At 59.5% G+C, this 12407-nt stretch carries 26 protein-coding genes; all 26 read left to right on the forward strand.

Features of this window, described 5'->3' with window-relative positions; translation table 11 throughout:
- The first annotated feature begins 324 nt into the window (after nucleotides 1-324).
- Nucleotides 325-636, forward strand: a complete 312-nt coding sequence (gene rpsJ / locus AP428_RS14855; protein ID WP_004199280.1) for a 30S ribosomal protein S10 — start codon at nucleotides 325-327, stop codon at nucleotides 634-636.
- 166 nt (nucleotides 637-802) lie between these two features.
- Nucleotides 803-1453: a 50S ribosomal protein L3 gene (gene rplC, locus AP428_RS14860; RefSeq protein ID WP_006482922.1), complete on the forward strand. Its 651-nt coding sequence runs from the start codon at nucleotides 803-805 to the stop codon at nucleotides 1451-1453.
- Nucleotides 1453-2073 carry a 50S ribosomal protein L4 gene (rplD, locus tag AP428_RS14865; RefSeq protein ID WP_006477192.1) on the forward strand — a complete coding sequence of 207 codons (621 nt, stop codon included), beginning with the start codon at nucleotides 1453-1455 and terminating at the stop codon, nucleotides 2071-2073. Before rplC ends, rplD begins: the two co-directional genes overlap by 1 nt.
- Complete coding sequence (rplW, locus tag AP428_RS14870) at nucleotides 2070-2384, forward strand: 50S ribosomal protein L23 (RefSeq protein WP_004199275.1); 315 nt, start codon at nucleotides 2070-2072, stop codon at nucleotides 2382-2384. Before rplD ends, rplW begins: the two co-directional genes overlap by 4 nt.
- Before the next feature lie 2 nt (nucleotides 2385-2386).
- A complete protein-coding gene (rplB, locus tag AP428_RS14875; RefSeq protein WP_006482900.1) occupies nucleotides 2387-3214 on the forward strand; it encodes a 50S ribosomal protein L2 in 828 nt (275 codons plus the stop codon).
- Nucleotides 3215-3224: 10 nt separating this feature from the next.
- Nucleotides 3225-3500, forward strand: coding sequence for a 30S ribosomal protein S19 (rpsS, locus tag AP428_RS14880; RefSeq protein ID WP_004199273.1), 276 nt, complete (start codon nucleotides 3225-3227; stop codon nucleotides 3498-3500).
- Between the two features lie 12 nt (nucleotides 3501-3512).
- Nucleotides 3513-3842 carry a 50S ribosomal protein L22 gene (gene rplV / locus AP428_RS14885; protein ID WP_004199272.1) on the forward strand — a complete coding sequence of 110 codons (330 nt, stop codon included), beginning with the start codon at nucleotides 3513-3515 and terminating at the stop codon, nucleotides 3840-3842.
- 11 nt (nucleotides 3843-3853) lie between these two features.
- Entirely contained in the window at nucleotides 3854-4654 is an 801-nt protein-coding gene (gene rpsC, locus AP428_RS14890; protein WP_006482899.1) for a 30S ribosomal protein S3, read from the forward strand.
- A 2-nt stretch (nucleotides 4655-4656) separates the two neighbouring features.
- On the forward strand, nucleotides 4657-5073 hold the full coding sequence (gene rplP / locus AP428_RS14895) for a 50S ribosomal protein L16 (RefSeq protein WP_006482873.1): 417 nt from the start codon (nucleotides 4657-4659) through the stop codon (nucleotides 5071-5073).
- 9 nt (nucleotides 5074-5082) lie between these two features.
- Nucleotides 5083-5277, forward strand: coding sequence for a 50S ribosomal protein L29 (rpmC, locus tag AP428_RS14900; protein WP_006400652.1), 195 nt, complete (start codon nucleotides 5083-5085; stop codon nucleotides 5275-5277).
- Nucleotides 5274-5546, forward strand: coding sequence for a 30S ribosomal protein S17 (rpsQ, locus tag AP428_RS14905; protein WP_006477189.1), 273 nt, complete (start codon nucleotides 5274-5276; stop codon nucleotides 5544-5546). The genes rpmC and rpsQ overlap by 4 nt, the downstream gene beginning before the upstream one ends.
- A 309-nt stretch (nucleotides 5547-5855) precedes the next feature.
- Complete coding sequence (gene rplN, locus AP428_RS14910; RefSeq protein WP_006482918.1) at nucleotides 5856-6224, forward strand: 50S ribosomal protein L14; 369 nt, start codon at nucleotides 5856-5858, stop codon at nucleotides 6222-6224.
- A gap of 9 nt (nucleotides 6225-6233) precedes the next feature.
- Complete coding sequence (gene rplX / locus AP428_RS14915; protein ID WP_006477187.1) at nucleotides 6234-6542, forward strand: 50S ribosomal protein L24; 309 nt, start codon at nucleotides 6234-6236, stop codon at nucleotides 6540-6542.
- 16 nt (nucleotides 6543-6558) lie between these two features.
- Nucleotides 6559-7098 carry a 50S ribosomal protein L5 gene (gene rplE, locus AP428_RS14920; protein WP_006477186.1) on the forward strand — a complete coding sequence of 180 codons (540 nt, stop codon included), beginning with the start codon at nucleotides 6559-6561 and terminating at the stop codon, nucleotides 7096-7098.
- A 7-nt stretch (nucleotides 7099-7105) separates the two neighbouring features.
- Entirely contained in the window at nucleotides 7106-7411 is a 306-nt protein-coding gene (gene rpsN, locus AP428_RS14925) for a 30S ribosomal protein S14 (protein ID WP_006482884.1), read from the forward strand.
- 14 nt (nucleotides 7412-7425) lie between these two features.
- The gene (gene rpsH / locus AP428_RS14930; protein ID WP_006477185.1) at nucleotides 7426-7821 is read left to right on the forward strand and encodes a 30S ribosomal protein S8; all 396 of its coding nucleotides are present in this window, start codon (nucleotides 7426-7428) and stop codon (nucleotides 7819-7821) included.
- Nucleotides 7822-7839: 18 nt separating this feature from the next.
- Complete coding sequence (gene rplF / locus AP428_RS14935; protein ID WP_006477184.1) at nucleotides 7840-8370, forward strand: 50S ribosomal protein L6; 531 nt, start codon at nucleotides 7840-7842, stop codon at nucleotides 8368-8370.
- A 12-nt stretch (nucleotides 8371-8382) separates the two neighbouring features.
- The gene (rplR, locus tag AP428_RS14940; RefSeq protein ID WP_006477183.1) at nucleotides 8383-8748 is read left to right on the forward strand and encodes a 50S ribosomal protein L18; all 366 of its coding nucleotides are present in this window, start codon (nucleotides 8383-8385) and stop codon (nucleotides 8746-8748) included.
- Between the two features lie 14 nt (nucleotides 8749-8762).
- Nucleotides 8763-9281: a 30S ribosomal protein S5 gene (gene rpsE, locus AP428_RS14945; RefSeq protein ID WP_006752931.1), complete on the forward strand. Its 519-nt coding sequence runs from the start codon at nucleotides 8763-8765 to the stop codon at nucleotides 9279-9281.
- Nucleotides 9282-9296: 15 nt separating this feature from the next.
- Complete coding sequence (gene rpmD, locus AP428_RS14950; RefSeq protein WP_006400644.1) at nucleotides 9297-9479, forward strand: 50S ribosomal protein L30; 183 nt, start codon at nucleotides 9297-9299, stop codon at nucleotides 9477-9479.
- A gap of 26 nt (nucleotides 9480-9505) precedes the next feature.
- Complete coding sequence (gene rplO, locus AP428_RS14955; protein WP_006477180.1) at nucleotides 9506-9940, forward strand: 50S ribosomal protein L15; 435 nt, start codon at nucleotides 9506-9508, stop codon at nucleotides 9938-9940.
- A 42-nt stretch (nucleotides 9941-9982) separates the two neighbouring features.
- Complete coding sequence (gene secY / locus AP428_RS14960) at nucleotides 9983-11332, forward strand: preprotein translocase subunit SecY (protein ID WP_006482915.1); 1350 nt, start codon at nucleotides 9983-9985, stop codon at nucleotides 11330-11332.
- A 7-nt stretch (nucleotides 11333-11339) separates the two neighbouring features.
- Complete coding sequence (gene infA / locus AP428_RS14965; RefSeq protein WP_004521905.1) at nucleotides 11340-11558, forward strand: translation initiation factor IF-1; 219 nt, start codon at nucleotides 11340-11342, stop codon at nucleotides 11556-11558.
- A 20-nt stretch (nucleotides 11559-11578) separates the two neighbouring features.
- Nucleotides 11579-11695, forward strand: a complete 117-nt coding sequence (rpmJ, locus tag AP428_RS14970; RefSeq protein ID WP_004199844.1) for a 50S ribosomal protein L36 — start codon at nucleotides 11579-11581, stop codon at nucleotides 11693-11695.
- 38 nt (nucleotides 11696-11733) lie between these two features.
- The gene (gene rpsM, locus AP428_RS14975; RefSeq protein WP_006477178.1) at nucleotides 11734-12099 is read left to right on the forward strand and encodes a 30S ribosomal protein S13; all 366 of its coding nucleotides are present in this window, start codon (nucleotides 11734-11736) and stop codon (nucleotides 12097-12099) included.
- A gap of 28 nt (nucleotides 12100-12127) precedes the next feature.
- Nucleotides 12128-12407, forward strand: a 280-nt coding sequence (rpsK, locus tag AP428_RS14980) for a 30S ribosomal protein S11 (RefSeq protein WP_054928277.1), incomplete at its 3' end; no start/stop codon positions are given.

A 12407-nucleotide genomic window follows, 5' to 3' on the forward strand; every position in this document is an offset into this window, starting at 1 on the left:
GGTCGGCGCCGGCGTCGTCGCCAAGATCATCGAGTAATATCGACGATCCGCGGATCCCGACGGGGTCCGCGATTCCCGCGGTACGCGGTTGTACCGTCGAAACCGGGTGCCCAGCTTGCGCTGGCGCCCGGTTTTGTTTTTCCGGCGGCGCGTTGCGCGCACCAAGAAACACGCAACACTGCTTCAGAATTTCGTGTAGAATCGCGGGCTTAGCAGTGGAAGTACTGTCCGGAACCTGATGCTTCGCTCCCCGCTGGCGTCATGTTTCACGTTCTTTTAGTGTCCGGCGATGCAACATCGCCTCGCTCTTTTCAAGGAATTGTCATGCAGCAACAGAAAATCCGCATTCGCCTGAAGGCATTCGACTATCGTCTGATCGATCAATCGGCTGCCGAAATCGTCGATACCGCGAAGCGGACTGGCGCAATCGTCCGTGGCCCGGTGCCGCTGCCGACGCGCATTCAGCGTTTTGACATCCTGCGTTCGCCGCACGTCAACAAGACGTCGCGCGATCAGCTCGAAATCCGTACCCACCAGCGCCTGATGGACATCGTCGACCCGACGGACAAGACCGTTGACGCGCTGATGAAGCTCGACCTGCCGGCTGGCGTCGACGTGGAAATCAAGCTGCAGTAAGGCTTCCAGCGCCGGTCGGTGCTAAGTCTTTGTATTGCTTGCGGAAATCGAAAAGTCGGGCTATACTGCTTGGCTTTTCGCGTATTCGCGTAAAAAAGTTGGGCCTTGCGTGCCCGGCATTTTGTAAATCAGCCCCGACCAATCGCAGTCGGGAATGGAGAAAATGATGAGCCTTGGACTCGTAGGTCGCAAGGTTGGCATGACCCGTATCTTCACGGCTGAAGGGGATTCGATTCCCGTCACCGTGCTGGACGTGTCGGACAACCGCGTGACGCAGATCAAGACTGTTGAAACCGACGGCTACACGGCCGTGCAGGTTGCATTCGGCTCCCGCCGCGCATCGCGCGTGACGAAGCCGCTGGCAGGTCATCTCGCCAAAGCCGGTGTCGAAGCCGGTGAAATCCTCAAGGAATTCCGCATTGACGCGGCCAAGGCAGCCGAGCTGTCGAATGGCGCCGTGGTCGGTGCAGATCTTTTCGAAGTGGGCCAGAAGGTCGACGTGCAAGGCGTGTCGATCGGTAAGGGCTACGCCGGTACGATCAAGCGTTACAACTTCTCCTCCGGCCGTGCCACGCACGGTAACTCGCGCTCGCACAACGTGCCGGGCTCGATCGGTATGGCGCAGGATCCGGGTCGTGTTTTCCCGGGTAAACGCATGACGGGTCACATGGGTGACGTGACGGTGACGGTGCAGAACCTCGAAATCGCTCGTATCGACGCAGAGCGCAAGCTGCTGCTCGTGAAGGGTGCGATTCCGGGCGCGAAGGGCGGCAAGGTCTTCGTGACGCCGGCCGTCAAGACCAAGGGGGCGAAATAATGGAACTCAAGCTCCTGAACGAAAATGGTCAGGAAGGTGCAGTGGTCAACGCATCGGACGTCGTGTTCGGTCGTGACTACAACGAAGCGCTGATCCACCAGGTCGTCGTCGCTTACCAGGCGAATGCTCGCCAGGGTAACCGCGCACAGAAGGACCGTGAGCAAGTCAAGCACACGACCAAGAAGCCGTGGCGCCAGAAGGGTACGGGCCGCGCTCGTGCCGGTATGTCGTCGAGCCCGCTGTGGCGTGGCGGTGGTCGTATCTTCCCGAATTCGCCGGAAGAAAACTTCTCGCACAAGGTCAACAAGAAGATGCATCGTGCAGGTCTCTGCTCGATCTTCTCGCAGCTGGCCCGTGAAGGCCGTCTGTCGGTCGTCGAGGACATCATCCTCGAAGCGCCGAAGACCAAGCTGCTGGCCGACAAATTCAAGACCATGGGTCTCGACTCCGTGCTGATCATCACCGACACGGTCGACGAGAACCTGTACCTGGCTTCGCGCAACCTGCCGCACGTGGCGATTGTCGAGCCGCGCTACGCTGACCCGCTGTCGCTGATCTACTTCAAGAAAGTGCTGGTCACGAAGGCTGCGGTCGCCCAGATCGAGGAGTTGCTGTCATGAGCGAGATTCGCAAGAACGATCATCGTTTGATGCAGGTCCTGCTCGCACCGGTGATCTCGGAAAAGGCGACGCTGGTTGCCGACAAGAACGAGCAAGTCGTGTTCGAAGTCGCACCGGATGCCACGAAGCAGGAAGTGAAGGCGGCTGTCGAGCTGCTGTTCAAGGTTGAAGTTGATTCGGTCAACGTGCTGGTTCAGAAGGGCAAGCAAAAGCGCTTCGGCCGTTCGATGGGCCGCCGCAAGGACGTGAAGAAGGCGTACGTTTGCCTGAAGCCCGGCCAGGAAATCAACTTTGAAGCGGAGGCCAAGTAATCATGGCAATCGTTAAAGTTAAGCCGACATCGCCGGGTCGCCGCGCGATGGTCAAGGTGGTCAACAAGAACCTGCACCAGGGCAAGCCGTTCGCGGCACTGCTCGACTCGCAGAGCTCGACCGCCGGCCGTAACAACAACGGTCGTATCACCACGCGTCACAAGGGTGGTGGTCACAAGCAACACTATCGTATCGTCGATTTCCGTCGCACGAAGGATGGCATCCCGGCAAAGGTCGAGCGTCTCGAGTACGACCCGAACCGCAGCGCGAACATCGCGCTGGTGCTCTACGCAGACGGCGAACGTCGCTACATCATCGCCCCGAAGGGCCTGACCGTCGGCCAACAGCTGATGTCGGGTTCGGAAGCGCCGATCCGTGCAGGCAACACGCTGCCGATCCGCAACATTCCGGTCGGTACGACGATCCACTGCATCGAGATGCTGCCGGGCAAGGGCGCGCAAATGGCGCGTTCGGCTGGCACGTCGGCCATGCTGCTGGCGCGCGAAGGCGTCTACGCGCAGGTTCGTCTGCGTTCGGGCGAAATCCGCCGCGTGCACATCGAGTGCCGTGCAACGATCGGTGAAGTCGGCAACGAAGAGCATAGCCTGCGCCAGATCGGCAAGGCTGGCGCGAACCGCTGGCGCGGTATCCGCCCGACGGTGCGTGGCGTTGCGATGAACCCGGTTGATCACCCGCACGGTGGTGGTGAGGGCAAGACGGCTGCAGGTCGCGACCCGGTGAGCCCGTGGGGTACGCCGGCTAAGGGTTACCGCACCCGCAGCAACAAGCGCACGACGACGATGATCGTCCAGCGCCGTCACAAGCGTTAAGGAGTAGGCAATGGCACGTTCTGTTAAAAAAGGTCCGTTCTGCGACGCCCATTTGCTGAAGAAAGTTGAGGCGGCTGCAGCTTCGCGCGACAAAAAGCCGATCAAGACCTGGTCGCGTCGCTCGACGATTCTGCCGGATTTCATCGGCCTGACGATCGCTGTTCACAACGGCCGTCAACACGTTCCGGTGTACATCTCGGAAAACATGGTCGGCCACAAGCTTGGCGAGTTCGCACTGACCCGTACGTTCAAGGGTCACGCAGCCGACAAGAAGGCCAAGAAATAAGGGGCAATCAAGATGGAAGTGAAAGCAATTCATCGCGGTGCCCGCATCTCGGCGCAGAAAACGCGCCTTGTGGCTGACCAGATCCGCGGTTTGCCGGTCGACAAGGCGCTGAACGTTCTGACGTTCTCGCCGAAGAAGGCGGCTGGCATCGTGAAGAAGGTTGTGCTGTCGGCAATCGCGAATGCGGAGCACAACGAAGGCGCTGATATCGACGAGCTCAAGATCAAGAGCATCTACGTCGACAAGGCTGCATCGCTCAAGCGTTTCACCGCGCGCGCCAAGGGCCGCGGTAACCGCATCGAGAAGCAATCCTGTCACATCACTGTGACGGTCGGGAATTAAGGAGCCATACGATGGGACAGAAAATTCATCCGACTGGCTTCCGCCTGGCTGTCAGCCGCAATTGGGCTTCGCGTTGGTACGCGAACAACAACAATTTCGCGGCGATGCTGCAGGAAGACATCGGTGTTCGTGAATACCTGAAGAAGAAGCTGAAGAACGCTTCGGTCGGTCGGGTCGTCATCGAGCGTCCGGCGAAGAACGCGCGCATCACGATTTACAGCTCGCGTCCGGGCGTGGTCATCGGCAAGAAGGGCGAGGATATCGAACAGCTGAAGACGGAACTGCAACGCCGCATGGGCGTGCCGGTTCACGTCAACATCGAAGAAATCCGCAAGCCGGAAACCGATGCTCAGCTGATCGCTGACTCGATCACGCAACAGCTCGAGCGCCGGATCATGTTCCGTCGCGCGATGAAGCGTGCGATGCAGAACGCGATGCGTCTGGGTGCCCAAGGCATCAAGATCATGAGCGCAGGCCGTCTGAACGGTATCGAAATCGCTCGTACGGAGTGGTATCGCGAAGGTCGCGTGCCGCTTCATACGCTGCGTGCTGATATCGACTACGCGACTTCGGAAGCGAAGACGACTTACGGGATCATCGGCGTCAAGGTGTGGGTCTACAAGGGCGATACGCTCGGCCGCAACGACGCACCGGTGGTGGAAGAAGTAGCCGAAGACAAGCGTCCGCGTCGCAATGCGCGTCCGGGCGACCGTCGTCCGCGCCGTGATGGCGAAGGCGGCGCTCCGGGTGCTCGTCGTGGCGCACCGCGCCGCGGCGCCGGCAAGCCCGAAGACGGCAAGACTGGAGAATAACGATGCTGCAACCGAAACGCAGAAAGTATCGTAAAGAGCAGAAGGGTCGTAACACCGGTAAGGCGACGCGCGGCAACGCAGTGTCGTTCGGTGAATTCGGCCTGAAGGCGATCGGTCGCGGTCGTTTGACCGCACGTCAGATTGAAGCGGCGCGTCGTGCAATGACGCGTCACATCAAGCGTGGCGGCCGCATCTGGATCCGGATCTTCCCGGACAAGCCGATTTCGCAGAAGCCGGCCGAAGTGCGTATGGGTAACGGTAAGGGTAACCCGGAGTACTACGTCGCCGAGATTCAGCCGGGCAAGATGCTCTATGAAATGGACGGCGTAACCGAAGAACTGGCACGCGAAGCGTTCCGTCTGGCCGCAGCCAAGCTGCCGCTCAAGACGGCATTCATCGTGCGCCAGCTCGGCGCCTAAGGAGAAAACATGAAGGCTTCCGAACTTCTCCAGAAAGACCAGGCCGCGCTCAACAAGGAGCTGGCGGACCTGCTGAAGGCGCAATTCGGCCTGCGCATGCAACTCGCGACCCAGCAGCTCACGAACACGAGCCAGCTGAAGAAGGTTCGTCGCGACATCGCACGTGTGCGGACCGTCATGACTCAGAAGGCGAACCAGAAATGAACGATAGCGTGAAAACCTCGCTGAAGCGGACGCTGGTCGGTCGGGTCGTCAGCAACAAGATGGACAAGACCGTCACCGTGCTGATCGAGCACCGCGTCAAGCACCCGATCTACGGCAAGTATGTCGTGCGTTCGAAGAAGTACCACGCGCACGATGAAGCGAACACCTACAACGAAGGCGATCTCGTCGAAATCCAGGAAACGCGTCCTGTTTCGAAGACGAAGGCCTGGACGGTGTCGCGCCTCGTCGAAGCCGCTCGCGTCATCTAAGCGGGCAGTGCAGTAGGCAGTAACAGGCACTTCTCCACGAAGTGCTTGAAATCGCAAAGTTTTTGCTTGCGGGACCAGGATTATTTGTTATAATCCTGGTCTTCCCTCTTTATGGGAGCCCCGTCGCGGGCGAAGTTGGTGGGGGAAGCGGACTGGCGCCAGCCTGTCCGAAAGATTCACCGAATTGCGATGGCGGGTTTCGTTTGCCGTCGCTGCTGTTCCAACCCAAGCAGCCGATTGGCTGACGGGACCAAGACTGACCGAATGCATCATGGTGGTGCATCCGGATTAAGTTGGGAAAGACAAACCATGATCCAGACCGAATCTCGGCTCGAAGTAGCCGACAACACGGGTGCACGTGAAGTCCTGTGCATCAAGGTGCTCGGCGGCTCGAAGCGTCGTTATGCCGGCATTGGCGACATCATCAAGGTGAGCGTCAAAGAGGCAACGCCGCGCGGGCGCGTGAAGAAAGGCGAAATCTACAACGCCGTGGTGGTTCGCACCGCCAAGGGCGTGCGCCGTCAAGACGGCTCGCTGATCAAGTTCGACGGCAACGCCGCTGTGCTTTTGAATAACAAGCTCGAGCCGATCGGCACCCGTATCTTCGGGCCGGTGACGCGTGAGCTGCGTAGCGAACGATTCATGAAGATCGTTTCGCTGGCGCCGGAAGTGCTGTAAGGAGTCGCGATGAACAAGATTCGCAAAGGTGACGAAGTCATCGTCGTCACTGGCAAGGACAAGGGCAAGCGCGGCGTCGTGCTGGCTGTCGGTGCTGAACATGTGACGGTTGAAGGTATCAACCTCGTCAAGAAGCATGTGAAGCCGAACCCGATGAAGGGTACGACGGGCGGCGTGGAAGCGAAGACGATGCCCCTGCATATTTCGAACGTCGCACTGGTCGACGCGAATGGCAAGGCGTCGCGTGTTGGCATCAAGGTCGAGGAAGGCAAGAAGGTTCGCTTCCTGAAGACGACCGGTGCCGTACTGAGCGCCTGACGCAGCGGAGTAAAAAATGGCTCGTTTTCAAGAGTTTTACAAAGAAAAGGTTGTGCCCGGCCTGATCGAGAAGTTCGGTTACAAGTCGGTCATGGAAGTGCCGCGCATCACCAAGATCACGCTGAACATGGGTCTTGGCGAAGCGATCGCTGACAAGAAGATCATCGAGAACGCCGTTGGCGACCTCACGAAGATCGCCGGCCAGAAGCCGGTCGTCACGAAGGCTCGCAAGGCAATCGCAGGCTTCAAGATCCGCCAGGGTTACCCCATCGGCGCGATGGTGACGCTGCGTGGCCAGGCGATGTACGAATTCCTCGACCGTTTCGTGACGGTTGCCCTGCCCCGCGTGCGTGACTTCCGCGGTGTGTCGGGTCGTGCTTTCGATGGCCGTGGCAACTACAACATCGGTGTGAAAGAGCAGATCATTTTCCCCGAAATCGATTACGACAAGATCGACGCACTGCGTGGGCTGAACATCAGCATCACGACGACTGCGAAGACCGACGACGAAGCAAAGGCTCTGCTCGCCAGCTTCAAGTTCCCGTTCAGAAACTGAGGTTACCGTGGCTAAACTGGCACTGATCGAACGTGAAAAGAAGCGCGCCCGCCTGGTCGCGAAGTTCGCAGCAAAGCGCGAAGCGCTGAAGGCGATCGTCGAAGACCAAAGCAAGTCGGAAGAAGAGCGCTACGAAGCACGCCTGGAGCTGCAGCAACTGCCCCGCAACGCAAACCCGACCCGCCAGCGTAACCGCTGCGCGATCACGGGCCGTCCGCGTGGCACGTTCCGTAAATTCGGCCTCGCGCGTAACAAGATTCGTGAAATCGCATTCCGTGGCGAGATTCCTGGCCTGACCAAGGCGAGCTGGTAATAGGAGAAACGTAAATGAGCATGAGTGATCCTATCGCCGATATGCTGACTCGCATCCGCAACGCGCAGATGGTCGAGAAGGTATCGGTCGCGATGCCCTCGTCGAAGGTCAAGGTTGCAATCGCGCAAGTCCTGAAGGACGAAGGCTATATCGACGATTTCGCCGTGAAGGCGGAAGGTGCGAAGTCCGAACTGAATATCGCGCTGAAGTACTACGCAGGTCGCCCGGTCATCGAACGCCTCGAGCGCGTGTCGAAGCCTGGTCTGCGCGTGTACCGCGGCCGTAACGACATTCCGCAGGTCATGAATGGCCTCGGTGTGGCAATCGTGTCGACGCCGAAGGGCGTGATGACCGACCGCAAGGCGCGCGCTACCGGCGTCGGCGGCGAAGTCATCTGCTACGTCGCTTAAAGCCGAGGAGAGAGAAACATGTCTCGAGTAGGTAAGAGCCCGATCGCGCTGCAAGGCGCGGAAGTCAAGCTGGCCGACGGTGCAATCACCGTCAAGGGCCCGCTGGGCACCATCACGCAAGCGATCAATCCGCTCGTGAACGTGGCGAACAACGACGGCACGCTGAATCTGTCGCCGGTCGACGAAAGCCGCGAAGCAAATGCACTGTCGGGCACGATGCGCGCGATCATCGCGAATGCCGTGCACGGCGTGACCAAGGGTTTCGAGCGCAAGCTGACGCTGGTTGGCGTCGGTTACCGTGCGCAAGCGCAAGGCGACAAGCTGAACCTGTCGCTGGGTTTCTCGCACCCGGTGGTGCACCAGATGCCGGAAGGCGTCAAGGCTGAAACCCCGACGCAAACCGAAATCGTGATCAAGGGGATCAACAAGCAACAAGTCGGTCAAGTGGCTGCGGAAGTCCGCGGTTACCGTCCGCCGGAGCCCTACAAGGGCAAGGGCGTGCGTTATGCCGACGAGGTTGTGATCCTCAAAGAAACGAAGAAGAAGTAAGGGTGCGCAATCATGGATAAGACTCAATCTCGCCTGCGCCGCGCTCGCCAGACGCGTATCAAGATCGCTGAGCTGCAGGTCGCGCGTCTCGCCGTGCATCGCACGAACACGCACATCTACGCTCAAGTGTTCTCGCCGTGCGGCACCAAGGTGCTCGCCAGCGCGTCGACGCTCGAGGCAGAAGTGCGCGCAGAACTGGCCGACAAGTCGGGCAAGGGCGGCAACGTCAATGCCGCGACGCTGATCGGCAAGCGTATTGCCGAAAAGGCAAAGGCTGCCGGCATCGAATCCGTCGCCTTCGACCGCTCGGGCTTCCGCTACCACGGCCGCGTCAAGGCGCTGGCTGAGGCAGCTCGCGAAGCTGGGCTCAAGTTCTAAGGAAGGAATTCGTCATGGCAAAGATGCAAGCGAAAGTTCAGGCTGACGAGCGCGACGACGGCCTTCGCGAAAAGATGATTTCGGTCAATCGCGTGACCAAGGTCGTGAAGGGTGGCCGTATTCTCGGCTTCGCCGCACTGACCGTGGTTGGCGATGGTGATGGCCGCATCGGTATGGGCAAGGGCAAGGCGAAGGAAGTGCCGGTCGCTGTCCAGAAGGCAATGGAACAAGCTCGCCGCAACATGTTCAAGGTGCCGCTCAAGAACGGCACGCTGCAGCACGAAGTGCACGGCAAGCATGGCGCATCCGCTGTCCTCCTCGCTCCGGCGAAGGCAGGTACGGGCGTGATCGCCGGCGGCCCGATGCGCGCAGTGTTCGACGTGATGGGCGTTCAGAACGTCGTGGCGAAGAGCCACGGTTCGACGAACCCGTACAACCTCGTTCGCGCCACGCTGGACGGTCTGCGCAAGCAGTCGACCCCGGCAGACATCGCGGCGAAGCGCGGCAAGTCCGTCGAAGATATTTTGGGCTAAGCCCGGGTGGTCACCATGTCTGAAAAAACTGTCAAGGTTCAGCTCGTCAAGAGCCTGATCGGGACCCGCGAATCGCACCGCGCGACCGTGCGTGGCCTGGGCCTGCGCCGACTCAATTCGGTTAGCGAGCTGCAGGACACGCCGGCGGTCCGCGGCATGATCAACAAGGTCTCGTACCTCGTTAAGGTCATCGCGTAAGCGGCCCTACGGATCAAGGAGTTGATATGGAATTGAATAACCTGAAGCCGGCCGCTGGTGCAAAGCACGCCAAGCGTCGCGTCGGTCGTGGCATCGGTTCGGGCCTCGGCAAGACGGCTGGCCGTGGTCACAAGGGTCAGAAATCGCGTTCGGGCGGCTTCCACAAAGTCGGTTTCGAAGGCGGTCAGATGCCGCTGCAACGTCGTCTGCCGAAGCGCGGCTTCACGTCGCTGACGAAGGAATTCGTCGGTGAAGTGCGCCTGAGCGACCTCGAGAAGCTGCCGGTCGACGAGATCGATCTGCTCGCACTGAAGCAAGCCGGCCTGGTCGGCGAGCTGACGAAGAGCGCAAAGATCATCGCGACGGGCGAACTGAAGCGCAAGATCGTCGTGAAGGGTCTCGGTGCCACCAAGGGTGCGCGCGCTGCGATCGAAGCGGCTGGCGGTTCGTTCGCCGAGTGACACGCGTAGCGCGTCGTCACTTGCATTCATCGGAGAAGGTACTTGGCTAACAGCCCGAGTCTTGCAAAACCCGGTCGAAGCACGGCGAAATTCGGCGATCTGCGCCGGCGAGCGATGTTCCTGCTCCTGGCGCTGATCGTCTATCGCATCGGCGCGCACATTCCCGTGCCGGGCATCGATCCGGATCAACTGGCTAAGCTGTTCCAGAGCCAGGCGGGCGGCATCCTGGGCATGTTCAACATGTTCTCGGGTGGCGCACTGTCCCGCTTCACGATCTTTGCGCTGGGGATCATGCCGTACATCTCGGCGTCGATCATCATGCAGTTGCTGGCGATCGTTTCGCCGCAGCTCGAGGCGCTGAAGAAGGAAGGGCAGGCAGGGCAACGGAAGATCACGCAGTACACGCGGTATTTCACCGTGGTGCTCGCGACCTTCCAGGCATTCGGTATCGCGGCCGCGCTGGAAAACCAGCCGGGCCTCGTCACCGATCCCGGCATGCTGTTCCGTCTGACGACGGTCGTGACGCTGGTGACGGGCACGATGTTCCTGATGTGGCTCGGCGAGCAGATTACCGAGCGTGGTCTGGGCAACGGTATCTCGATCATCATCTTCGGCGGGATCGCAGCAGGATTCCCGAATGCCGTGGGTGGGTTGTTCGAGCTGGTGCGTACGGGTTCGATGAGCATCATTTCGGCGATCATCATCGTCGTTCTGATCGCCGCGGTGACTTACCTGGTCGTGTTCATCGAACGCGGTCAGCGCAAGATCCTCGTGAACTACGCGAAGCGCCAGGTCGGCAACAAGATCTACGGTGGGCAGTCGTCGCATCTGCCGCTGAAGCTGAACATGTCGGGCGTGATTCCGCCGATCTTTGCATCGTCGATCATTCTGTTCCCGGCAACGATTCTCGGCTGGTTCAGTACCGGTCAGCCGACGGGAAGCTGGATTTCCAATACGTTGCATAACGTTGCGGAAGCGCTGAAGCCGGGCCAGCCGGTCTATGTGCTGCTGTACACGCTGGCAATCGTGTTTTTCTGCTTCTTCTACACCGCACTGGTGTTCAACAGCAGGGAGACCGCGGACAACCTGAAGAAGAGCGGCGCGTTTGTTCCGGGCATTCGTCCGGGCGATCAGACCGCACGATATATCGACCGCATCCTCACGCGTCTGACGCTGGCCGGTGCGATCTACATCGTCTTCGTGTGTCTGCTGCCGGAATTCCTGGTGCTGCGCTGGAACGTGCCGTTTTATTTTGGTGGAACGTCGCTGCTGATCATTGTCGTCGTCACGATGGACTTTATGGCGCAGGTGCAGTCGTACGTTATGTCGCAACAGTATGAGTCACTGCTCAAGAAGGCTAACTTCAAGGGCGGCAACATCCCGATGCGTTGAAAGGACTATGGCCAAAGACGATGTAATCCAGATGCAGGGTGAGGTGATTGAAAACCTCCCGAATGCGACCTTCCGTGTGAAGCTGGAAAACGGCCATGTCGTGTTGGGGCATATTTCCGGAAAGATGCGGATGCACTACATCCGCATTCTGCCCGGCGACAAGGTGACGGTTGAGTTGACGCCTTACGATCTGTCTCGTGCGCGGATCGTGTTCCGGGCGAAGTGATTTGAAAAAAGGGTATTATCATGAAAGTGATGGCATCGGTTAAGCGCATTTGCCGCAATTGCAAGATCATCAAGCGCAAAGGCGTCGTTCGCGTGATCTGCAGCTCGGATCCGCGCCACAAGCAGCGCCAAGGCTGACCGCGCGTTTGTTTGCGCTTTTTGTTTGAGGAAAAACAATGGCTCGTATCGCAGGGGTTAACATCCCGAATCACCAGCACACCGAGATTGGCCTGACGGCTATCTTTGGTGTCGGCCGCACCCGTTCGCGCAGCATCTGCGTGGCAGCTGGCGTCGATTTTTCGAAGAAGGTCAAGGATCTGACCGACGCAGACCTGGAAAAGCTGCGTGAAGAAGTGGGCAAGTTTGTCGTCGAAGGCGATCTGCGCCGTGAAGTGACGATGAACATCAAGCGCCTGATGGACCTCGGTTGCTACCGCGGCGTCCGTCATCGCAAGGGCCTGCCGATGCGCGGTCAGCGTACGCGTACGAACGCACGTACCCGCAAGGGTCCGCGTCGTGCAGCGCAAGCGCTGAAGAAGTAAGCGGAACTGACAGTTACAGGAAAACGTAATGGCTAAGGCTTCGAACACCGCGGCGCAACGCGTTCGCAAGAAGGTTAAGAAGAACGTCGCTGAAGGCGTGGTTCACGTTCACGCGTCGTTCAACAACACGATCATCACGATCACCGATCGCCAAGGCAACGCTCTGGCATGGGCGACGTCGGGCGGTCAGGGCTTCAAGGGCTCGCGCAAATCGACGCCGTTCGCTGCTCAGGTCGCAGCCGAGTCGGCTGGCCGCGTCGCGATGGAATACGGCGTGAAGAATCTGGAAGTGCGGATCAAGGGCCCGG

The sequence above is a fragment of the Burkholderia sp. E168m22 genome (assembly GCF_001319805.1).
GTDB lineage: Bacteria > Pseudomonadota > Gammaproteobacteria > Burkholderiales > Burkholderiaceae > Burkholderia > Burkholderia orbicola.